Origin of the sequence: Shinella zoogloeoides, assembly GCF_033705735.1 — a bacterium.
Lineage (GTDB): Bacteria > Pseudomonadota > Alphaproteobacteria > Rhizobiales > Rhizobiaceae > Shinella > Shinella zoogloeoides_A.
Genome location: NZ_CP131130.1, coordinates 2,419,034 through 2,439,482, shown reverse-complemented (window position 1 = coordinate 2,439,482; position 20,449 = coordinate 2,419,034). Strand labels below are relative to the sequence as shown.

Sequence of the window (20,449 nt, the reverse complement as noted above, 5' to 3'; positions counted from 1 at the left end):
CTTTTGCAGGAATTGCCTTTAGATGCCGGGCGGCCGGCGCAGATCCAGCGTCAGCGGGAAATCCGCCGGCGATGTTTCCGGCCACAGCGTATAGCCGCCGGCCCTGTGCCCCCAGGGCTCGAACCGCGCCAGCCGGCGCGCCTCGGCCTCGTTGCCGTTTACCGGGAAGGTGTCATAGTTGCGTCCGCCCGGATGGGCAACGTGGTAAATGCAGCCCCCGATCGCTCTGCGCGACCATGTATCATAAATGTCGAAAGTAAGCGGTGTGTTGACGGGCAGCACCGGATGAAGGCCCGAGGCGGGCTGCCATGCCTTGAAGCGGACGCCCGCTACCGAGACACCCTTCGTGCCTGTTGACCTCAATGGCATCGGCCTGCCGTTGCAGGCGACGGTGTAGCGCTCGGGATTGGTTGTCTCCAGCTTGACCTGCAGGCGTTCGACGGAACTATCGACATAGCGCACCGTGCCACCGATGGCGCCCTGCTCACCCATGACATGCCAGGGCTCCAGCGCCTGCCGCAGCTCCAGGTTCGCGCCCTCGTATTCCACCTCGCCGCAGAAGGGGAAGCGGAATTCGAGCTGGGCGGAGAACCATTCCGGGCGCAGCTCGAAGCCATTCGCCTTGAGGTCGGCTAGGACGTCGAGGAAATCCTGCCAGACGTAATGCGGCAGCATGAAGCGGTCATGCAACGTGGTGCCCCAGCGCACGAAGCCGCCCTGCGCGGGGTTCTGCCAGAAGCGGGCGATGAGGGCGCGGATGAGGAGCTGCTGGGCAAGGCTCATGCGGGCATTCGGCGGCATCTCGAAGCCGCGGAACTCGACGAGGCCGAGGCGGCCGGTCGGGCCATCCGGCGAGAAGAGCTTGTCGATGCAGATTTCCGAGCGGTGCGTGTTGCCGGTGACGTCAGTCAGGAGGTTGCGGAACAGGCGGTCGACGAGCCAGGGCAGCGGCGGCTGGCCCTCGCCGGGCGGCGGCACCTGCGAGAGCGCGATTTCCAGTTCGTAGAGCGAGTCGTGCCGGGCCTCGTCGATGCGCGGGGCCTGGCTGGTCGGGCCGATGAAGAGGCCGGAGAAGAGGTAGGAGAGCGAGGGATGGCGCTGCCAATGCAGCACGAGGCTCTTCAGGAGGTCCGGGCGGCGCAGGAACGGGCTATCGTTGGGGTTCGCGCCACCGACGACCACATGGTTGCCGCCGCCGGTGCCGGTGTGGCGGCCGTCGATCATGAACTTGTCCGCGCCGAGACGGGACTGGCGGGCTTCCTCGTAGATCGCCGTGGTGATGTCGACACAGTCGTCCCAGGTGGAGGCGGGGTGGATGTTGACTTCGATGACGCCGGGATCGGGCGCGACGCGGATCACGTTGAGGCGTTCGTCATGCGGCGGGGCATAGCCCTCGATATGGACCGGCAGGCCGATCGCGGCGGCGGCGCGCTCGGCGGAGGCGATGAGGTCGAGATACTCCTCGACGCTGACGGTCGGCGGCATGAAGACGCAGAGCCGGCCGTCGCGCGGCTCGACCGAGATGGCGGTGCGCACATAGCCGCCGATCTCGTCGGTGGATTGTGGCACCTGCGGCTGCTGGCCCTTGAAGGGCTGGAAATGTGCGGTTTTCTGCGGGCGACCCGCATCCTCCGCGTAGTCCGGTAGTTCGTCGCGTTCGATGGTGGGGTCCATCGGGTTTATGTAGGGATAGACGGCCGGCGAGAGCCAGGGCAGCGAATTCAGCGGCAGGCGGTAGCCGACGGGGCTGTCGCCGGGCACGAGGAAGAGGCGGCCGCGGCGGGTCTGCCATTTCTCGCTCGACCATCGACGGCCGCTGGCGCGGGAATTCCACGCCTGGACGGGCAGCACATAGCCGGTCGGGCGGGTGAGGCCGCGCTCGAAGACGCGGGCAATGCGGCTGCGCTCCTCGGCATCCTCCAGCTTGGAGTTAGACGGGTCGACATTGTTGGGAAGGTTCGCCTCCTTGACCAACCATTCGGCGGGGTCCTCGAAGGCGGGCATCACGTTTTCGGCCGGAATGTCGAGTTCGCCGGCAATCGCGGTGAGGAGCCGGCCGGCGTCGTCTTCCGTCACCGGGCGCGGCGCGCCTTCCTCGGCGATAAGGTCCGGATTCTGCCATATCGGCTTTCCGTCGCGCCGCCAGTAGAGCGAGAAAGTCCAGCGCGGCAGGCTTTCGCCGGGATACCACTTGCCCTGCCCGTAATGCAGGAAGCCGCCGGGCGCGAATTTTTCACGCAGGCGCCGGATCAGCTGGTCTGCCTTCTCGCGCTTGGTGGGGCCGACGGCGGCGGTGTTCCATTCAGCGGATTCGAAATCGTCGATGGAGACGAAGGTCGGCTCGCCGCCCATGGTGAGGCGCACGTCGTTGGCGGCGAGCACGCCGTCCACTTCGCGGCCGAGCGCGTTCAAGGCCTCCCAGCTCTCGTCGGAGAAGGGCTTGGTGATGCGCGGATGCTCGGCGACGCGGTCCACCGTCATCGCGAAGTCGAATGCGGTATTCGCCTCGCCGAAATAGCCGCCGCTGATCGGCGCGGCGTTGCGGTAATGTGGGGTCGCGGCCAGCGGGATGTGGCTTTCGCCGGTCAGGAGGCCAGAGGTCGGGTCGAGGCCGATCCAACCGGCGCCGGGAATATAGACCTCGCACCAGGCATGAAGGTCGGTGAAGTCCACCTCGGTGCCGGAGGGGCCGTCGAGCGCCTTGAGGTCGGGTGTCAGCTGGATGAGGTAGCCGGAGACGAAGCGGGCGGCGAGGCCGAGATTGCGCAGGATCTGCACGAGCAGCCAGCTTGAATCGCGGCAGGAACCGCGGGCGATGCTCAGCGTCTCCTCGGGCGATTGCACGCCGGGTTCCATGCGGATGACGTAGCCGATTTCCTGCTGCAGCCGCGCATTAAGGCCGACGACCATGTCGACCGTGCGCTGGCGGGAGCGGTCGACGGTCTTCATGAAGGCTTCGAGCGCGGGCGTCAGCGGCTCGGGCGTGCGGTAGATCTTCAGGTCCTCGACGAGATCGGCCGGATAGTCGAAGGGCCAGTGCTCGGCCTCCTCCTCCACGAAGAAGTCGAAGGGGTTGTAGATCGTCATGTCGGCGACGAGGTCGACCTCGATCTTCAGTTCCGTCACCGGATCGGGGAAGACGTAGCGGGCGAGATAGTTGCCGTAGGGATCCTGCTGGAGGTTCACGAAGTGGTTTTCGGGCGTGACCTTCAGCGAATGGCTGATCACCTTGGTCTTGGAATGCGCCGCCGGCTTCAACCGGATGATCTGGGGTCCGAGACGGACCGGGTTGTCGTATTTGTAGTGGGTAAGGTGGTAGATGCCGGCCTTGATCGACATACGTGCTTTTTCCCCTCGGTGACGGTCTCGTGCCGTCATCGAGGGGAGTTTGTGCAATGCGAAGACAGATTGCAAGCGCCATCGCGCTTGCTGGCTCCGATGGGGCGGAATGCCCGTGTCGCCCGAGGTTCAGCGGGTTGCTGCGACCAGCGAGAAATGCGCGCCCTGCGGATCGAGGCAATTGACGATCCAGGCGCCGCCGGGCACTTCCATCGGGTCCATCAGGATCCGCCCGCCGCCGTCCGTCACCCGCTTTATCGCGGCATCCAGTCCCTCGACCACGAAATAGTAGCCCCAGAAGGGCGGGGCGGGCAGGTCCGCCGGCTTGGTCATCATGCCGCCGATGGCGTTGCCGCCGCGCACCGCGAAGGTCTGGTAGATGCCCATGCCACCTTCCGACATGTCCACGGCCCTGTCCTTCGTCCAGCCGAAGGTCTTTGCGTAGAAGTCCCAGTCGCTGTCGAGGTCGCCGGCCATCAGCTCGTTCCAGCCGATATGGCCGGGCGTCATCATGCCGGGCTGCTCGGGGCCTTCGTCCTCGGTGCTGAAGAGCGAGAAGACCGCGCCGTGCGGGTCGGCGGCGACTGCGAAGCGGCCGACGCCGGGAATGTCCTGCGGCTGGCGATGGACCTGGCCGCCATTGGCGACGATGTCCTTCAGCGTTTTTTCGAGATCGTCGGAGAAGATGTAGCCGATCCAGAGCGGCGGCATGCCCTTCGCTTCGGCGGGAATATCCATCAGGCCGGCGACCTGGCTTTCGCCGGCATAGGCGAGGGTGTAGTTCATGCCCGGCATGCCGGAATCCTTCGTTGTCCAGCCGATGACCGACGCATAGAAGCGTTCGGCGGCGGACACGTCCGGGGTCATCAGTTCGTACCAGCAGAACCTGCCATAATCCTTGTGCATCGGTCTTTCCTTTTGTCCGTGGTCGCGGGTTGGTCAGTCGCAGCAGGATTGCGCCTTTTGCGCGCCGGCATATTCGTCCTTCCGTTTGACGAAACTGAGGGTGCCGGTCTCGTTGCGCCCCTTGGGCGCGCGGTCGAGGATCATCAGCGTGCCGAGCGCCTCCTCGCCGCCACGGGCATAGTCGGAATAGGTATGATAGACGATGCCGTCCTCATCCTTGAAGAAAGCGCTGAGGCCGGGAAGCTCGTCATGGGCATCCGCCGCGTCTGTCTCGCGGTAATTGTACATGACCTTGCCGCTGGCCAGCTCCTCCTTCGTGAAGGAAACGTGGTAGTCGAAGTTGAAATCGCTGCCATGGGACGAGACCCACGGGAATTTCCAGCCCATGCGCTTCCTGTAGGCCTCCAGCTTTTCCAGCGGCGCGCGGGAGACGGCGACCATCGTGACGTCGTGATTGTTGAGATGCGGCAGCATGCCGTCGATATGATCCGCCATGAAGGAGCAGCCGGGGCAACCGGCTTCCCAATCCGGGCCGTACATGAAGTGGTAGACGATGAGCTGGCTGCGGCCGTCGAAGAGGTCCGCCAACGTTTTGCGGCCTTGCGGCGTCTCGAAGGTATAGGTCTTGTCGACCTTGACCCAGGGAAGGGCGAGGCGTTCGGCGCGCACCTTGTCGCGCAGCCTGGTTTCCTCCTTCTCCAGGGCCAGCAGGGTCTTGCGGGCGTTCAGCCACGTCTCCCGGGATACGATATCGTGGTTCGGTCTCATGCTCGGAACTCCTCCTTCACGGGCTTTCGACAAATAAGTTGGTATCAACATTTATCGTGGATGTCAAAGCGGCGCTTGTCGGATGGGCGGCAGAGAATGGAGGAGGGGGGAAGGAAAAGCCCGCATCGGCGGGCTTTCGGAAACAGGCGCGGGCGCAGCCTCCTGGCCGCGCCCGGCGGACTGCTTATTCCGGCAGGATGCGAACGGCGCCCTTGTCGGCGCTGGCGGCGAAGGCGGCGTAGGCCTTCAGCGCCGTCGTGACGTTGCGCCTGCGGGGAGCGGCCGGCTTCCAGCCGAGCTTGTCCTGCTCGGCGCGGCGGACGGCCAGTTCCTCTTGCGAAACCGCAAGGTTGATGGTGCGGTTCGGGATGTCGATCTCGATCAGGTCGCCCTGGCGCACGAGGCCGATGGCGCCGCCCTGCGCGGCTTCCGGCGAGGCGTGGCCGATGGACAGGCCCGAGGTTCCGCCGGAGAAGCGGCCGTCGGTGATGAGCGCGCAGGCCTTGCCGAGGCCCTTCGACTTGAGGTAGCTCGTCGGATAGAGCATTTCCTGCATGCCGGGGCCGCCCTTCGGGCCTTCGTAGCGGATGACGACGACGTCGCCGGCCTTCACCTCGCCGCCGAGAATGCCCTTGACGGCCGCGTCCTGGCTTTCGAAGACGACGGCGGGGCCGGAGAATTTCAGGATCGATTCATCGACGCCGGCCGTCTTCACGATGCAGCCGTCGAGCGCGATATTGCCGGAGAGGACGGCAAGGCCGCCATCCTTGGAGAACGGATGTTCGACGGAGCGGATGACGCCCTTTTCGCCGTCGGTGTCGAGCTCGTCCCAGCGCGCTTCCTGGCTGAAGGCGACCTGGGTGGGGATGCCGCCCGGTGCCGCGCGGAAGAACGTGCGGACCGTTTCGCTGCTGGTGCGGGTGATGTCCCAGCGGTCGATGGCGTCGCCCAGTGTCTCGGCATGCACGGTCGGCGTGTCGCGGTGGAGCAGGCCCCCGCGGTCGAGCTCGCCGAGGATGCGCATGATGCCGCCGGCGCGGTGCACGTCTTCCATGTGCACGTCCTGCTTGGCGGGCGCGACCTTGGAGAGGCACGGCACCCTGCGCGACAGCTGGTCGATGTCGTCGAGGTCGAAATCGATGCCGCCTTCATGGGCGGCGGCGAGGATGTGGAGAACGGTATTGGTCGAGCCGCCCATGGCGATATCGAGCGACATGGCGTTCTCGAAGGCCTTCTTGTTGGCGACCGAGCGCGGCAGGATGCTCTCGTCGTTCTGCTCGTAGTAGCGGCGGGCGAGATCGACGATCAGGTGGCCGGCCTCGACGAAGAGGCGCTTGCGGTCGGCATGGGTGGCCAGCGTCGAGCCGTTGCCCGGCAGCGACAGGCCGAGGGCTTCGGTCAGACAGTTCATCGAGTTGGCCGTGAACATGCCGGAGCAGGAGCCGCAGGTCGGGCAGGCGGAGCGCTCGATGGCCTTGACGTCGTCGTCGGAGATCTTGTCGTCGGCGGCGGCGACCATGGCATCGACGAGGTCGAGCGCGTGGGTCTTGCCGTGGAGAACGACCTTGCCGGCCTCCATCGGGCCGCCGGAGACGAAGACGGCGGGGATGTTGAGGCGCATGGCGGCATTCAGCATGCCGGGCGTGATCTTGTCGCAGTTGGAGATGCAGACCATGGCGTCGGCGCAATGCGCGTTGACCATGTATTCGACCGAGTCGGCGATGATCTCGCGGCTCGGCAGCGAATAGAGCATGCCGTCATGGCCCATGGCGATGCCGTCGTCGACGGCGATCGTGTTGAATTCCTTGGCGACGCCGCCGGCTGCCTCGATCTCGCGCGCGACGAGCTGGCCAAGGTCCTTCAGGTGCACGTGGCCGGGCACGAACTGGGTGAAGGAGTTCACCACCGCGATAATCGGCTTTCCGAAATCCGAGTCCTTCATGCCGGTCGCACGCCACAGGCCGCGGGCACCGGCCATGTTGCGGCCGTGGGTGGTGGTTCGGGAGCGATATGCGGGCATGGTCAATTCCTCGAGATGGACGCGGCTTGCATATGGGCCGGAAAGGGCCGGATTGCGAGCCTCAGCAAGGTTCCCTAACGCAAAATGCCCCGCGCGTCACGAAAGGAATGGAGATTTTTTGGCGGTGCGGCGCAATTTCCTTGCCTGTTCCTGGCTGGCCATGCAGGGGCGGACATGACCGTTGTCGGCACAGTGCATTCGTGCCATGGTCCGCGCCATGAACGGCACGGCACAGGTTTTGGCGGAAGAGGCGGAGGCCGGGCTCGACAGGAGCCCGCTCTACCTGCGTATCCGCGACGTGCTGGCGGATGCCATCGCCTCCGGGCGCCTGCCGAAGGGCGCGCTTTTGCTGGAGGGGCCGGTCGCCGGCCTCTTCGCGTCGACGCGAACGCCGGTTCGCCAGGCCTTCGCTCTCCTGGAGGAGGCCGGGGCGATCCGCCGCTTCGACGGGCGCGGTTTCCTCGTGGGGCAGGGGCGGAGCGGGCCGAAGCGCGTGGCGCTGACGGCGGAGATGCTCGGTCTCGGCGAGGAGGCGCCGGCCCTGCGCAAGGCGCCGGGTTGGGAGGCGATCTATGAGAGCCTTGAGCGGGAGATGGTGCATCTTTCCGTCTTCGGCCGCCACCGGATCAACGAGGTGGAGCTGGCGCGCGCCCGCGGCGTCGGCCGGCAGGTGGCGCGCGATGCGCTGACCCGGCTGGAAGCGCTCGGCATCGTCGAGAAGGACGAGCGCATGCGCTGGACGCTGGTGCCGCTCGACGAGCAGCGCATGCGCGACCTGCACGATATCCGCGTGTCGCTGGAGCCGCTGGCGCTGGTGCGCGCCGCGCCCTTCCTTCCGCCCGCCGAACGCAGGGCGATGACGGAGCGGCTGGAGGAGGCGCTGGCGGTCTATCCGGACTTGTCCGTCGAGGCGATGGACGATCTAGAGACGGATCTCCACATCACCTGCCTCGGCTACTGCCCGAACCGGGAACTGCTGATCGCGCTGCGCCGCGCGCGCTTCATGCTGAATGTCAGCAAGCATATCATCGGGGTCTCGCACCGCATGCCGGCCGACGAGCCCTTCATCGCCGAGCATCTGGCCGTCTTCCGGGCACTCGATGTCGACGACAGCGCGCGGGCGGCCGAGACGTTGCGCCATCATATCGCCGTCTCGCTCCCCAAGGTTATCGGGCGCGTCGCGGAACTGCGGGAGGCGCACCGGCCGGACATGCCGGCCTATGCGGTGCCCGCCACCCGCTGAGGAGAGTGCCATGAAGGTCAAGCGCATCGTCGCCAATATCGAGACGGCAGATCCCGCGGCGGTCGCCCGCTTCTATGAAGAGGTGCTCGGGCTGAGGCTCCTGATGGACCACGGCTGGATCGCCACCTACGGCACCGATGGCACAATGCCGCTGCAAGTGAGCTTTGCCTCGGAGGGAGGCTCGGGCACGCCGGTGCCCGGCCTCTCCATCGAGGTGGACGATCTGGAGACGGTCCATGCGGGCGTCGTGAAGGGCGGCTATCCGATCGAATACGGGCCCGCCGACGAGCCATGGGGCGTGCGGCGCTTCTTCGTGCGCGATCCGGCCGGCACGCTGGTCAATGTCCTCATGCACACGGGCTGATCAGGTGATCGCGCCGACCTGCCAGGGCACGAATTCGCTGTCGCCGTAATCGAAGGCCTCGCTCGCCGTCTTGCGGCCGGACGCGGTCTCGATGACGAATTCGAAGATGCGGCGGCCGGCCTCCTCGATGGTCTCGGTGCCGTCGACGATGGTGCCGCAGTTGATGTCCATGTCCTCCCGGATGTGCTCGTACATGGGCGTGTTGGTGGCGATCTTGATGCAGGGCGCGGGCTTGTAGCCGGAAACGGAGCCGCGGCCCGTGGTGAAGGCGACGAGGTTGCAGCCGCCGGCGATCTGGCCGGTCACGGCGGCCGGGTCGTAGCCGGGCGTGTCCATGAAGACGAAGCCCGGCTCCGTCACCTCTTCGGCATATTCGTAGACCGCATTGAGCGGCATGGAGCCGCCCTTGGCGACCGCGCCGAGCGATTTTTCGAGGATGGTCGTCAGCCCCCCGGCCTTGTTGCCATGCGAGGGGTTGTTGTTGAGCTCGGCGTCGTTCTTCGCCGTATAGTCCCGCCACCAGTCGATGCGCGACAGCAGCTTCTCCGCGACCTCCGGCCGGGCGGCCCGGCGGGTGAGGAGATGTTCGGCGCCGTAGATCTCGGGCGTCTCCGACAGCACGGTCGTCGCGCCCTGCTTCACCAGAAGGTCGGAGGCGATGCCGAGGGCAGGGTTGGCGGAGATGCCGGAATAGCCGTCCGAGCCGCCGCATTCGAGCGCCAGCTTGATGCCGGACAGCGGCTGCGGCGTGCGGCGGATGCGGCCGACATCCGGCAGCATGTCGTCGATCATCTCGCAGGCCGCCTCGATGGTCCTGCGCGTGCCGCCCTGGTTCTGGATCATCATGGTGCGGAAGGTCTTGCCTTCCTCCAGTCCCGCCTCCTCGACGAGCGGGCCGTATTGAAAGGTCTCGCAGCCGAGGCCGATCATCAGGATGCCGCCGAAATTGGGGTTGCGGGCATAGCCCTTGAAGGTGCGGGTGAGGATGCGCCCGCCTTCGGATTTCAGGTTCAGCGCGCAGCCGCCGCCATAGGTCAGCGCCACGACACCGTCGATATTGTCGTGGCCGGTCTCGCGGAACCGGCGGGCATAGTGCTCCGCCACGTAGCGCGAGACGGTGGCGGAACAGTTCACCGTCGAGAGGATGCCGATATAGTTGCGGGTGCCGATGCGTCCGTTGCCGCGATCGTAGCCCTCGAAGGTGCGGCGCTCGGCTTCGGGCACCATGACGGGCGGGGCGTTGTCGACGCAGAATTCATGCTTCAGTTCGACGTCGAGGATGGCGAGGTTCTGCAGGTGCACGTGCTCGCCGGGGCGGATCGCCCGCGTCGCATAGCCGATGATCTGGCCGTATTTCAGGACCGGCGCGCCTTCCGCGATGGGCGCGATGGCGACCTTGTGGCCGCGCGGAATGCGCTCGGCGGCGGCAACGCCGTTCACCAGCGCACGGCCGGCATCGACATTGGCCGGCACCACGCCGACATTGTCTTTCGGGTTGAGGACGAGCACGGCGGGCAGATCGGCAAGCATGGCGGCTCCTGCAAGTGGGACCGGCGCATTATGCACTCTGTCGGCAGAAGTCAATATTCGGAAAATATCTTGGCGGGAAAAGGCGGAGGCGTGGTCTTTGCCCTTAATTTGTCGTATAATTCAGAAGATTTGTACGATGATTTAGCATGGGATGGAGGCAAGGTGGCGGAGAGATCGAAGAGGCAGGCCCAGCGGCCGCTGTCGCGCCGCCCGCGCGTGCGCCATAACGTGACGGCCGCCATCGGCACGGATATCTGCGGCGGGCGCTTTCCGCCGGGGGCGGTGTTGCCGCGCGAGAGCGATCTCTGCGAGACCTACGGCGTCAGCCGCACCGTCATCCGTGAATCCCTGAAAGTGCTGGAAACCAAGGGCCTCGTGCGCGGCCGCCCGCGCGTCGGCACGATCGTCTGCGACCGCTCGGAATGGAATGTCCTCGATGCGCAGATCCTCGAATGGATGGGGCCGGACGTGCTTTCGGCCGAACTGCTCGGCTCGATCCTCGAAGCGCGCCGCACCGTAGAGCCGGCCGCCGCCTTCCTCGCCGCCTCGCGCGCCACGGCGCAGGAGATCGCGGACCTCGAACGGGCCTGCGACGAGATGCGTGACACCGAGGGCGATCTCGAAGCCTTCACCGCCGCCGATGCCCGATTCCACGAGACGCTGCTGAAGGCGAGCCACAACAAGGTCTTCCACCAGCTCTCCTCCATCATCCACGCCGCGCTCTCCTATGCGTTGCACGCCTCCAACCGGGCGGCGGCGCGGCGGGACGAGGCGCTCGACGTGCACCGGGAACTGGTCGACGCGCTGCGCCTGCGCGATGCGGCGCGGGCGGAAAGCTGCTCGCGCAACATTCTCGATCTCGCCGCGCGCGACCTTTCCGGCCTGATGACCAAGGCCGGCGAGAGCTGACGAATTTCGCGGGGCCCTTCCGCGAGCGAATACGAACCCACGAGGGATGCAGACCCATGAAGATCACGAAGCTGACGACCTATATCGTGCCGCCGCGGTGGCTTTTCCTGAAGATCGAGACGGACGAGGGCATCGTCGGCTGGGGCGAGCCGGTGGTGGAGGGCCGCGCGCTGACGGTGGAAGCGGCGGTGCAGGAGCTTTCCGATTATCTGATCGGCAAGGACCCGCTGCTGATCGAGGATCACTGGCAGGTCATGTATCGCGGCGGCTTCTACCGTGGCGGCGCCGTGCACATGTCGGCGCTCGCCGGCATCGACCAGGCGCTCTGGGACATCAAGGGCAAGGCCTATGGCCAGCCGATCCATGCCCTGCTCGGCGGCCAGGTGCGCGACCGGATCAAGGTCTATAGCTGGATCGGCGGCGACCGTCCCTCCGACGTCGCCAACAATGCCCGCGAGGTCGTCGCCCGCGGCTTCAAGGCGATCAAGCTCAACGGCTGCGAGGAGATGCAGATCGTCGACACCTGGGAGAAGGTGGAGAAGGCGGTGGAGACCATCGCCATCATCCGCGAGGCCATCGGTCCGCATATCGGCATCGGCGTCGATTTCCACGGCCGCGTGCACCGGCCGATGGCAAAGGTCCTGGCGAAGGAGCTCCAGCCCTACAACCTGATGTTCATCGAGGAGCCGGTGCTGTCGGAGAACCGCGAGGCGCTGAAGGAGATCGCCAACCATTGCTCGACGCCCATCGCGCTCGGGGAGCGGCTGTTCTCGCGCTGGGACTTCAAGTCGGTCCTCTCGGACGGCTATGTCGATATCCTCCAGCCGGACCTTTCGCATGCCGGCGGCATCACGGAATGCCGCAAGATCGCGGCGATGGCGGAAGCCTATGACGTGGCGCTCGCGCCGCATTGCCCGCTGGGCCCGATCGCGCTGGCCGCCTGCCTGCAGGTGGACGCCGTCTCCTACAATGCCTTCATCCAGGAGCAGAGCCTCGGCATCCACTACAACGAGGGTAACGACATCCTCGACTATATCTCCAACAAGGAGGTGTTCCACTATGCGGACGGCTTCGTGTCGATCCCGCAGGGGCCGGGCCTCGGCGTGGAGGTGGACGAGGCCTATGTCATCGAGCGGGCCAAGGAAGGCCATCGCTGGCGCAACCCGATCTGGCGCCACGAGGACGGTAGCGTCGCCGAATGGTGAAACAGGAAAGCCCGGCTTCGTGTCGGGCTTTTCGTCTTGCGCCGTGGTGGACGGAATCGCCGCGAGCCCCTATGTGATAGGGGTACGTCACAAAGGAGAGGACCATGCGCCCCATCACGGGTTTCATCGTTGCCGCGCTGGCGGTTCTGGCGCTTGCCGGTTGCAGCACCACGGCGGCCGACAACACGACCTATGCCCGCCCGGCGGAAACCGGCGGCGTTCGCGTTCCGCTGAACTGACCGGCGCGAGACCGCCAGGCGCTTTTGCCGGAAATGCACCAAAGAAAAGCCGGCCCGTGGTGAACGGGCCGGCTTTCGTTTGTGAGGCCTTACGCCTTCAGTGGCTGTCGGCGAGGCGGGCCGCGTCGATAGCGGCGGCCTGCTCGAACCGGACGCCGTTGAAGAAGGCATTCAGGATGACGGCCGCGATGGAGGCGAGCACGATGCCCGATTCGATGATCGGGTGGATCGCATGCGGCATCCACATCAGGTAATTCGGCGCCAGCAGCGGGATGAGGCCGAAGCCGACCGATACGGCAACCACGAAGAGGTTGTTGCGCGAGGTCTTGAAGTCGACCGTGGCGAGGATGCGCACGCCCGTCGCCGCGACCATGCCGAACATCACCAGGCCCGCGCCGCCGAGGACGAAGGTCGGAACGGCTTCCACCAGCGCGCCCATCTTCGGGATGAGGCCGAGCACGATCATGATCACGCCCGCCGCCACGCAGACATAGCGGCTCTTCACGCCCGTCACACCGACGAGGCCGACATTCTGCGAGAAGCTCGTATAGGGGAAGGTGTTGAAAAGGCCGCCGATCATCGTGCCGATGCCGTCGACGCGAAGGCCGGCCGTCAGGGTCTGCTGCGACACGGTCCGGCCGGTGATCTCGCCGAGGGCAAGGAACATGCCGGTCGATTCGATCATGACCACGATCATCACGAGCGCCATGGTGGCGATCAGGACGGGGTCGAAGATCGGCATGCCGAAGCGCAGCGGTGTGACGACGGCGAACCAGCCGGCATCGGCCACGCGGTCGAAATGCATCATGCCGAGCACGGCGGCGACGACGCAGCCGATGACGACGCCGGTCAGGACGGCGATGTTGCTGATGAGGCCGCGGCCGAAGCGGGCGATGACCAGGATGGAGACGAGCACCAGGGCCGAAAGCGCGATATGGCTCGGTTCCGCATAGAAGGGGTTGGAAACCGTCGGCGCGAGCGAAAGCCCGTCAGGAACGGCAGGCCCGCCCGTCTCGGCGAGCTTCTTCATCTGCGCCAGCCATTCGGCATGGCTGGGGTCGATCACCTTGGGCGCGGTGGGGCCGAAGGGATTGCCGAAGGTCCAGTTGATGCCGACGCGCATCAGCGACACGCCGATGACGAGGATGATGGTGCCGGTCACGACCGGCGGGAAGAAGCGAAGGAGCCGTCCCATGATCGGGGCGAGCAGGAACGCAATGAAACCCGCGCCGATGATGGCGCCGAAGATCATGCGCGCCCCTTCCGTTCCGGGGGCAAGGTTGGCCATGGAGACCATGGGGCCGACCGAGGCGAAGGTGACGCCCATCATGACCGGCATCTTGATGCCGACATGGCGCGTGACGCCGAGCGACTGGATGATGGTGACGAGGCCGCAGACGAAGAGGTCGGCGGAAATCAGGAAGGCGACGTCCTGCGGGCTGAGCTGCAGGGCGCGGCCGACGATGAGCGGAACCGCGACGGCGCCGCCATACATGACGAGTACGTGTTGAATGCCCAGCGTCGCGAGCCTGCCCACGGGCAGCTTCTCGTCCACCGGCTGTATGCTGGATGCGTCGCTCATGGATCCTCCCATCACATCGACTGTCCAATGCCCGTCCTCCAACGGGGTGCGCTATCTTTGGGAGCGGGGCGGAGGGTCGCAAGCTTAGCCCGGGAATAAACACTTTACGGTTTCCCAGGGTAATCGGGCGGGCGGGATGATGCGCCGCACACCGGCATTTTCCGCAATTCGGATGGAATTTCACCGGCTTGACACCGGTTTTCGCCCCTGTGCGCTACTTGAACCGGCCGTCATTTGATCCTGAAACGAGGCGGGCCGTCAACTCTTTCCTGCACGGCATATGTGTATTTCCGCGTGGCGGCCGAAGAGGTGCCGAAAGAGGGCGGAAGGGCGGGCCGATTTCGACATCTCGGCCGTGCGCGGAACCGGAAAAGCAAAAGGCCTTCCGGTTTCCCGAAAGGCCTTTGGGTATCGAATGGTGGGCGTGACAGGGATTGAACCTGTGACCCCTACGATGTCAACGTAGTGCTCTCCCGCTGAGCTACACGCCCATTCGATGAGGCGCATAGACCACAAAACATCCGGCGGCGTCAATAGGCTTTTCGAGCTTTTTTTACGCGCCGTTTTTGCGGTCTTTTCCGGGCCTTAGGCGGCCAGCATCTTGTTGACCTCGTCGACGAGATCGCGCAGGTGGAACGGCTTGGAAAGGACCTTTGCGTCCTTCGGAGCCTTGGAATCCGGGTTCAGCGCCACCGCGGCAAAACCGGTGATGAACATGACCTTGAGGTCGGGGTCGAGCTCGGTGGCGCGGCGCGCCAGCTCGATGCCGTCCATCTCGGGCATCACGATGTCGGTGAGCAGCAGCGAGAAGGGTTCTTCGCGCAGCCGGTCATATGCACTGGCGCCGTTGTCGTAGGACAGCACCTGGTAGCCCGCCTTTTCGAGCGCCTTCACGAGGAAGCGGCGCATGTCGTTATCGTCTTCGGCGAGGAGAATCTTGGGTGTCATGGAATCCGGGAACCGTTGCTAAGGTTGTCTGCCCACGGAGGGGCGGTACTGTTACGAAATCTCATTCCGGTAAATATCCGGTGAATGTGGCAGGGCAAGCCCCAGGCCATCGGTTCTCAGTATGGACACGCGCGCGCGCGGCTGGCAACATGGGCGCGGCAATGACTTTCAGGCATGGTAAAGGATGGCAATGGCGGAGGCTCTGAGCGAAAACAGCCACTTCGAAGTGCTGGAGCCGGTTTCGCAGAGCGTGCCCCTCGTCTTCAATTCGCCGCATAGCGGTCGCCGTTATCCACAGGGCTTTGTCGAACAGTCGCGCCTCGACGCGCTCGGTATCCGCCGCTCGGAAGACCATTATGTCGACGAGCTGTTTTCGGTCGCCCCCGCGCTCGGCGCGCCGATGCTGATCGCGCATTTCCCGCGTGCCTGGCTCGACGTCAACCGCGAGCCCTACGAGCTCGATCCGCGCATGTTCGACGGGCCGCTGCCGTCCTATGCCAACATCAATTCCATCCGCGTCGCGGGCGGGCTCGGCACGGTGCCGCGGGTCGTCGCGGAGAACATGGAGATCTACCGCCACCGCTTTCCCGTCGAGGAGGCGCTGGACCGGGTGGAGAATGTCTACAAGCCCTATCATGCGTGCCTGCGCCGGCTCGTGGTGCGCACCCATGTGGCCTTCGGCTTCGCAGTGCTCATCGACTGCCATTCGATGCCCGGCAATATCCGCGTCGCGGGCAGCGGCATGCGGCCGGACTTCATCATCGGCGACCGCTACGGCACTAGCGCCTCGGGCGAGCTTTCGCGTGTCGCCATGCGGCTTCTCGAGGACATGGGTTTTTCCGTCGTGCGCAACAAGCCCTATGCCGGCGGCTTCATCACCGAGCATTACGGCCGGCCGGCCAAGGGGCTGCACGCCCTGCAGATCGAGGTGAACCGCGGCCTCTATGTCGATGAGGTGACACTTGCCAAGAGGCCCGATTTCGCGGTGCTGCAGACGGCGATCTCCGCCTTCCTGCAGGACTTTTCCGACCATGTGGAGGAATATGCCGCGGACCGGGCGCTCGCCGCCGAATAGGCCCGCCCTTCCTTCAAAAAAAACCGCGCAGGCTGCGCGGTTAAAGTCTAGGGAGGAAACACCCAAAAGTGGGTATCCACAGTCACGGATGACTGTGAGGAAAAGGTAATATTGCACTGCACAAATGTCAAGCGGCGTCGTGAATGGTCGCCTGGCTCTATGCGGTTCCGTTTTGCCCATCGATGCAGTATGGAGGAACGGTATGCCACTCCCGCCGAGAGATCCCCATGCTGCCTGATCGCGCCTTCTTCGACCGCCTTGCCGATGCCGCAAGGAAGGAAACCCTGCCGCGCTTCCGCGTCGGTGCCGATGTCGTCAACAAGGAGGCCGCCGGCTTCGATCCGGTGACGGAGGGCGACCGCGCCGCCGAGGCGGCCATCCGCGCTATCATCGAGGAGCATTTTCCCGGCCACGGCATTCTCGGCGAAGAGCACGGCTCGGTCGGCCTCGACCGGGAATATGTCTGGGTCATCGACCCGATCGACGGCACGCGCGCCTTCATTTCCGGCGTTCCGGTCTGGGGCACGCTGATCGGCCTCTACCGCAACGGCGAGGCGGTGATGGGCCTCGTCGACCAGCCCTTCACCGGCGAGCGCTACTTCGCCGACGGCGAGGTCTCCCGCTATGCCGGGCCGGACGGCAGCAAGGTGCTGTCGACGCGTTCGTGCGAAAGCCTTGCGGATGCGATCATGTTCACGACGTCGCCGCATCTCTTCACCGAGAGCCGCAAGACCCGCTTCGAGGCCGTGCAGGACAAGGTGCGGCTCTTCCGCTACGGCGTCGACTGCTATGCCTATGCCCTGCTGGCCGCCGGCCATATCGACCTCGTCGTCGAATGCGGGCTGAAGCCCTACGATGTCGGCGGCCTCATCCCGGTCATCGAGCAGGCGGGCGGCATCATCACCGCCTGGGACGGCGGCCCGGCGGAAATGGGCGGCGAGATCATCGCCGCCGGCAGCCGCAAGGTCTATGACGAAGCGATGGCGCTTCTCAGGGCGTGAGCACTCAGGCGCCGAGGCTGGTTTCCTCGGCGTCGCTTCCCGGAATGAAGGCCTCGATCGCGGCCAGCGCCTGGGCGCGGTAGCGGTCGGCCTCCTGCAGCAATTCGTGGCGCGCGCCGTCGATCTCGATGAGCCGGGCGGCGCGGAAGATGCGCGCGAGATCGCCGACGGCCTTGCGCGGCACGAGCGGATCGGCCGTCGGGCAAAGCAGCAGCGTGGGAATGCGGATGCGCGTCAGGTGGTCCTGATGCGTCACGCGGCGCATGGTCTTCAGCGCCTCGTCCAGCCAGCGCGCGGTCGGCCAGCTTATCGCAAGCTCGGGATGCTCGGCATAGATGGCAGCATTGCGGGCGAAGCGCCGCGCATCGGAGGTCACGACATTCTGCGCGAATTCCAGCGAGGGATCGCCCTTGCGGAAGGTGCGCTTGCCGAGGCCGGTCAGCGAGGCCAGCCGCGCGATGACGGCGATCTGGCGCTGGCTCATCGACTGGCCGGCGAGCGCGATGAAGGGCGCGATGAGCGCCATGCGCTCGATGCGGTTCTCCAGCTCCGGCGCCATCGAAAGGGCGACGAGCGCCCCGGTGGAATGGGCGACGATGTAGAAGGGCAGGCGCGCGTCCGGCAGCACGATCTTTTCCAGGAAGAGCGAAAGATCGGCCTCGTATTCGGCAAAGCGGGTGACATGCCCGGCGCGATTGCCGGGAATGAGCCGGCCGGAGCCGGCCTGGCCGCGCCAGTCGAAGGTGGCGACCCACAGGCCGCGCGCGGTCAGGTCGTTGATCGTCTCGAAATATTTCTCGATGCACTCGCTGCGGCCCTGCAGCAGCACGACGGTTCCCTTGGCCTCGCGCTCCTGCGAGCGGAACACCGCGTAACGCAGCTTCACGCCGCCCCGGCCTTCCAGGAAGCCGGCGAAATGGTTTTCCGGAACGGGATTGTCGGCGGTGGCGTAAAGGATGGAATCCATCGGGCGGGCTGGCTCGGCGACGATTTGCTTGTTCGATGGATAGGCGCTGGCTCCCGCGCCGTCAAAGAAAAAAGCCGGACGCATGCGGCACGGGGGTGGCAACACATGCAGTCCGGCATAATTTAACCGGGGAGGAAGGGACGTTACACCCCGGTCGTCGAAAGTATTCGCTTCCGATGCTGCCGTTCTAGCAAGGTCAAGCTGAACGCTATCCGAAACTGCCGTTCATTTGGCGTTCATCTCGAAATTTTTTCGAAACCGCCGATTTTCGCGCGTTGCAAACCTCTTGAACGGACCGGAAGCCATTCCCATCTCATTCTCACGGGCGCCGAAAGGGTCCGTCGAGGCTGCCGTCGCCAGAATGGGGCGGAGGCCGGATGAACCGGGCTGACCCTTCGGAAATCAGGGCAGCCTTTTTGAAGATCGCAACGTTGCTCTGAAGGAGGACACCATGCGTCACGTCGATTTCTCCCCCCTCTACCGTTCCACCGTCGGTTTCGACCGTCTCTTCACCATGCTCGACAGCCTCGGCCAGCCGGACCAGAGCCAGAGCTATCCGCCCTACAATATCGAGCGCACCGGCGAAAACACCTATCGCATCACCATGGCGGTCGCCGGTTTCGACGAGAGCGAACTGTCGATCGAAGCGCGTGAACATGCGCTGACGGTCAAGGGCGAGAAGAAGGACGAAGCGTCCGAGGAAAGCCAGTATCTCTATCGCGGCATTGCCAAGCGCGCCTTCGAGCGCCGCTTCCAGCTCGCCGACCATGTGGAAGTGCGCGCCGCTTCGCTGAAGAACGGCCTGCTCCACATCGATCTCCTTCGCGAGATCCCGGAAGCTGCCAAGCCGCGCCGTATCGAGATCGCGGCCGTCGCACGCGAAGCCAAGCAGATCGAAGCGCAGACCAACTGAGCGTTTCGTTCGGGAATGAAGAGGGCGGTGCCGCAAGGCACCGCCTTTTTGTTTGAGGGATTACCCTGCGTGAATCACAGTGCCGAAAGGAAGCCGTCGACGTCCGTTTCCGTTGTCGCGAAGCTGGTGACGAGGCGGATGAGCGTTTCGTCGTCGCGCATCGTCGCCTTCAGGTCCGGGCCGGCCGGCCAGTCGTAGAAGACGGCGCCCTTTTCCTGCAGGGCCTTCATCGCGTCGTTCCGGATGATGGCGAAGAGTTCGTTCGAGCCCGTCGGCCAGGCGAGGCGTGCCTTTTCGGATGTGGCGAAGCCGCTCGCGAGGTGTGCGGCCATGGCGTTGGAATGGCGGGCGAGCTTCAGCCAGAGGTCGTCGCGGAAATAGGCGTCGAACTGGGCGGCGATGAAGCGCGACTTGGAGAAGAGCTGGGCCGATCGCTTGCGCAGGAAATGCATCTGCTGGGCCTTGGCCGGGTCGAAGAGCACCAGCGCTTCCGCACACCAGCAGCCATTCTTGGTGCCGCCGAAGGAGAGGATGTCCACGCCGCGCTTCCAGGTCATTTCCGCTGGCGTCGTGCCAAGATGGACGAGGGCATTGGCGAAACGCGCGCCGTCCATGTGCAGTGGCAGGCCGGCTTTCTTCGTCACGTCCGAAAGGGCGGCGATCTCGTCCAGCGTATAGGCGGTGCCGGCTTCCGTCGCCTGGGTGACGGTGACGGCCATCGGCTGGCCGCCATGCACGAAATTCGGCGGGAATCGGCCGATGGCGGCGGCGAGCGCTTCGGGCGCAAGCTTGCCGGCGGGGCCGTCGATGGGCACGAGCTTCGAGCCGGTCGCGAAGAATTCCGGCGCGTTGCATTCGTCCACGTTCACATGCGCTTCGCGGTGGCAGAAGACCTGCCCGCCCGGCCGGTTGAAGCTGGCGAGCGCCAGCGAATTCGCCGCGGTGCCGGTTCCCACGAAGAAGACGGCGACCTCCCGTTCGAAAATCTCCGAAAAAGTCTTTTCCACACGCTTGTCGAGATCGCTCGTGCCATAGGCCGAGGCAAAGCCGCCGGCCGCCTCCACGAGACTTCCTGCGATGTCGGGATGGGCGCCTGCCCAGTTGTCGGAAGCGAAAAACATGCGATTTCCAATGCGGTTGAGGGCTTTTGCGGACCATAATGGAGAAAAAACGGCGATCAATCGCCGGATTTGGCTCAAAGCCCCGTTTTCTTCGAAAATGAAAGGAACGGAAACAATGCGCCGGACGCTCGTAATTTAATTTCAAGCGGCGGAATGTGTGGGCAATTTTTCTTCATGATGTGGTGATTATTTGGCATGATGGCCTTGCGGGTTAGGGGTGTTTCTGGCATAGAGCACATGAAATAGGACAGCGTTACTGTCCTATTTCGGTCAAGAGACCGAAGAGGCGCCGCTTCCACCGCGGAAGGCGCCGAAAACG

Annotated in this window: 17 protein-coding genes and 1 tRNA gene; 8 read left to right on the top strand and 10 right to left on the bottom strand. The window is 65.0% G+C overall.

The features are described 5' to 3' along the window. Positions 1–18: 18 nt before the first annotated feature. The 4 genes from ShzoTeo12_RS12210 to ilvD form a co-directional block, all read right to left on the bottom strand. Complete coding sequence (locus tag ShzoTeo12_RS12210) at positions 19–3,339, bottom strand: transglutaminase family protein (RefSeq protein ID WP_318909870.1); 3,321 nt, start codon at positions 3,337–3,339, stop codon at positions 19–21. A 129-nt stretch (positions 3,340–3,468) separates the two neighbouring features. Then, positions 3,469–4,245 (bottom strand): VOC family protein, encoded by a 777-nt coding sequence (locus ShzoTeo12_RS12205; RefSeq protein ID WP_318909869.1) that lies wholly within the window; start codon positions 4,243–4,245, stop codon positions 3,469–3,471. Positions 4,246–4,278: 33 nt separating this feature from the next. Further along, a complete protein-coding gene (locus tag ShzoTeo12_RS12200; protein ID WP_318909868.1) occupies positions 4,279–5,013 on the bottom strand; it encodes a thioredoxin family protein in 735 nt (244 codons plus the stop codon). Between the two features lie 184 nt (positions 5,014–5,197). After that, entirely contained in the window at positions 5,198–7,033 is a 1,836-nt protein-coding gene (gene ilvD / locus ShzoTeo12_RS12195; RefSeq protein ID WP_119256658.1) for a dihydroxy-acid dehydratase, read from the bottom strand. Between the two features lie 217 nt (positions 7,034–7,250). Here ilvD and ShzoTeo12_RS12190 point away from each other — a divergent pair, with 217 nt between their 5' ends. Together ShzoTeo12_RS12190 and ShzoTeo12_RS12185 are read left to right on the top strand one after the other, a co-directional pair. After that, on the top strand, positions 7,251–8,276 hold the full coding sequence (locus ShzoTeo12_RS12190) for a GntR family transcriptional regulator (protein ID WP_318909867.1): 1,026 nt from the start codon (positions 7,251–7,253) through the stop codon (positions 8,274–8,276). Positions 8,277–8,286: 10 nt separating this feature from the next. Further along, the gene (locus ShzoTeo12_RS12185) at positions 8,287–8,640 is read left to right on the top strand and encodes a VOC family protein (protein ID WP_318909866.1); all 354 of its coding nucleotides are present in this window, start codon (positions 8,287–8,289) and stop codon (positions 8,638–8,640) included. On the opposite strand, the gene ShzoTeo12_RS12180 is transcribed toward ShzoTeo12_RS12185, so the two are convergent. After that, positions 8,641–10,170, bottom strand: coding sequence for an altronate dehydratase family protein (locus ShzoTeo12_RS12180; RefSeq protein WP_318909865.1), 1,530 nt, complete (start codon positions 10,168–10,170; stop codon positions 8,641–8,643). It lies immediately after the preceding gene. 162 nt (positions 10,171–10,332) lie between these two features. Between ShzoTeo12_RS12180 and ShzoTeo12_RS12175 the strand changes: the two genes are divergently transcribed. The 3 genes from ShzoTeo12_RS12175 (at position 10,333) to ShzoTeo12_RS12165 (ending at position 12,523) form a co-directional block, all read left to right on the top strand. After that, complete coding sequence (locus ShzoTeo12_RS12175) at positions 10,333–11,079, top strand: FadR/GntR family transcriptional regulator (protein ID WP_119256662.1); 747 nt, start codon at positions 10,333–10,335, stop codon at positions 11,077–11,079. A 56-nt stretch (positions 11,080–11,135) separates the two neighbouring features. Continuing rightward, the gene (gene dgoD, locus ShzoTeo12_RS12170; RefSeq protein ID WP_119256663.1) at positions 11,136–12,284 is read left to right on the top strand and encodes a galactonate dehydratase; all 1,149 of its coding nucleotides are present in this window, start codon (positions 11,136–11,138) and stop codon (positions 12,282–12,284) included. A 104-nt stretch (positions 12,285–12,388) separates the two neighbouring features. Then, positions 12,389–12,523: a lipoprotein gene (locus ShzoTeo12_RS12165; RefSeq protein ID WP_162911367.1), complete on the top strand. Its 135-nt coding sequence runs from the start codon at positions 12,389–12,391 to the stop codon at positions 12,521–12,523. Between the two features lie 97 nt (positions 12,524–12,620). Here ShzoTeo12_RS12165 and ShzoTeo12_RS12160 read toward each other — a convergent pair whose 3' ends face one another. From ShzoTeo12_RS12160 to cpdR1, 3 genes are all read right to left on the bottom strand, one after another. After that, a complete protein-coding gene (locus ShzoTeo12_RS12160; protein ID WP_119256664.1) occupies positions 12,621–14,105 on the bottom strand; it encodes a nucleobase:cation symporter-2 family protein in 1,485 nt (494 codons plus the stop codon). Between the two features lie 416 nt (positions 14,106–14,521). After that, a tRNA-Val gene (locus tag ShzoTeo12_RS12155) sits at positions 14,522–14,596 on the bottom strand. A gap of 94 nt (positions 14,597–14,690) precedes the next feature. After that, complete coding sequence (cpdR1, locus tag ShzoTeo12_RS12150) at positions 14,691–15,053, bottom strand: response regulator CpdR1 (protein ID WP_069061148.1); 363 nt, start codon at positions 15,051–15,053, stop codon at positions 14,691–14,693. A 190-nt stretch (positions 15,054–15,243) separates the two neighbouring features. On the opposite strand from cpdR1, the gene ShzoTeo12_RS12145 reads away from it, so the two are divergent. Both ShzoTeo12_RS12145 and hisN read left to right on the top strand, forming a co-directional pair. Beyond that, entirely contained in the window at positions 15,244–16,128 is an 885-nt protein-coding gene (locus tag ShzoTeo12_RS12145) for an N-formylglutamate amidohydrolase (protein ID WP_119256665.1), read from the top strand. Positions 16,129–16,355: 227 nt separating this feature from the next. Then, positions 16,356–17,129, top strand: coding sequence for a histidinol-phosphatase (gene hisN, locus ShzoTeo12_RS12140; RefSeq protein WP_119256666.1), 774 nt, complete (start codon positions 16,356–16,358; stop codon positions 17,127–17,129). 4 nt (positions 17,130–17,133) lie between these two features. Here the strand turns inward: hisN and ShzoTeo12_RS12135 are convergent, their stop codons facing one another. Next, a complete protein-coding gene (locus ShzoTeo12_RS12135; RefSeq protein ID WP_318909864.1) occupies positions 17,134–18,096 on the bottom strand; it encodes an alpha/beta hydrolase in 963 nt (320 codons plus the stop codon). 451 nt (positions 18,097–18,547) lie between these two features. Here ShzoTeo12_RS12135 and ShzoTeo12_RS12130 point away from each other — a divergent pair, with 451 nt between their 5' ends. Then, positions 18,548–19,009: an Hsp20 family protein gene (locus ShzoTeo12_RS12130; protein ID WP_119256668.1), complete on the top strand. Its 462-nt coding sequence runs from the start codon at positions 18,548–18,550 to the stop codon at positions 19,007–19,009. A 74-nt stretch (positions 19,010–19,083) separates the two neighbouring features. Here ShzoTeo12_RS12130 and ShzoTeo12_RS12125 read toward each other — a convergent pair whose 3' ends face one another. Beyond that, positions 19,084–20,130 carry a low specificity L-threonine aldolase gene (locus tag ShzoTeo12_RS12125; RefSeq protein ID WP_318909863.1) on the bottom strand — a complete coding sequence of 349 codons (1,047 nt, stop codon included), beginning with the start codon at positions 20,128–20,130 and terminating at the stop codon, positions 19,084–19,086. Positions 20,131–20,449: the final 319 nt, after the last annotated feature.

Coding starts and splice junctions, on each gene's coding strand:
- hisN (WP_119256666.1), top strand. CDS start 16,356: ATGCTGCCTGATCGCGCCTTCTTCGACCGCCTTGCCGATGCCGCAAGG.
- ShzoTeo12_RS12125 (WP_318909863.1), bottom strand. CDS start 20,130: ATGTTTTTCGCTTCCGACAACTGGGCAGGCGCCCATCCCGACATCGCA.
- ShzoTeo12_RS12145 (WP_119256665.1), top strand. CDS start 15,244: ATGGCGGAGGCTCTGAGCGAAAACAGCCACTTCGAAGTGCTGGAGCCG.
- ShzoTeo12_RS12160 (WP_119256664.1), bottom strand. CDS start 14,105: ATGAGCGACGCATCCAGCATACAGCCGGTGGACGAGAAGCTGCCCGTG.
- ShzoTeo12_RS12210 (WP_318909870.1), bottom strand. CDS start 3,339: ATGTCGATCAAGGCCGGCATCTACCACCTTACCCACTACAAATACGAC.
- ShzoTeo12_RS12180 (WP_318909865.1), bottom strand. CDS start 10,170: ATGCTTGCCGATCTGCCCGCCGTGCTCGTCCTCAACCCGAAAGACAAT.
- ShzoTeo12_RS12185 (WP_318909866.1), top strand. CDS start 8,287: ATGAAGGTCAAGCGCATCGTCGCCAATATCGAGACGGCAGATCCCGCG.
- ShzoTeo12_RS12200 (WP_318909868.1), bottom strand. CDS start 5,013: ATGAGACCGAACCACGATATCGTATCCCGGGAGACGTGGCTGAACGCC.
- ilvD (WP_119256658.1), bottom strand. CDS start 7,033: ATGCCCGCATATCGCTCCCGAACCACCACCCACGGCCGCAACATGGCC.
- ShzoTeo12_RS12165 (WP_162911367.1), top strand. CDS start 12,389: ATGCGCCCCATCACGGGTTTCATCGTTGCCGCGCTGGCGGTTCTGGCG.
- ShzoTeo12_RS12130 (WP_119256668.1), top strand. CDS start 18,548: ATGCGTCACGTCGATTTCTCCCCCCTCTACCGTTCCACCGTCGGTTTC.
- cpdR1 (WP_069061148.1), bottom strand. CDS start 15,053: ATGACACCCAAGATTCTCCTCGCCGAAGACGATAACGACATGCGCCGC.
- ShzoTeo12_RS12205 (WP_318909869.1), bottom strand. CDS start 4,245: ATGCACAAGGATTATGGCAGGTTCTGCTGGTACGAACTGATGACCCCG.
- ShzoTeo12_RS12135 (WP_318909864.1), bottom strand. CDS start 18,096: ATGGATTCCATCCTTTACGCCACCGCCGACAATCCCGTTCCGGAAAAC.
- dgoD (WP_119256663.1), top strand. CDS start 11,136: ATGAAGATCACGAAGCTGACGACCTATATCGTGCCGCCGCGGTGGCTT.
- ShzoTeo12_RS12190 (WP_318909867.1), top strand. CDS start 7,251: ATGAACGGCACGGCACAGGTTTTGGCGGAAGAGGCGGAGGCCGGGCTC.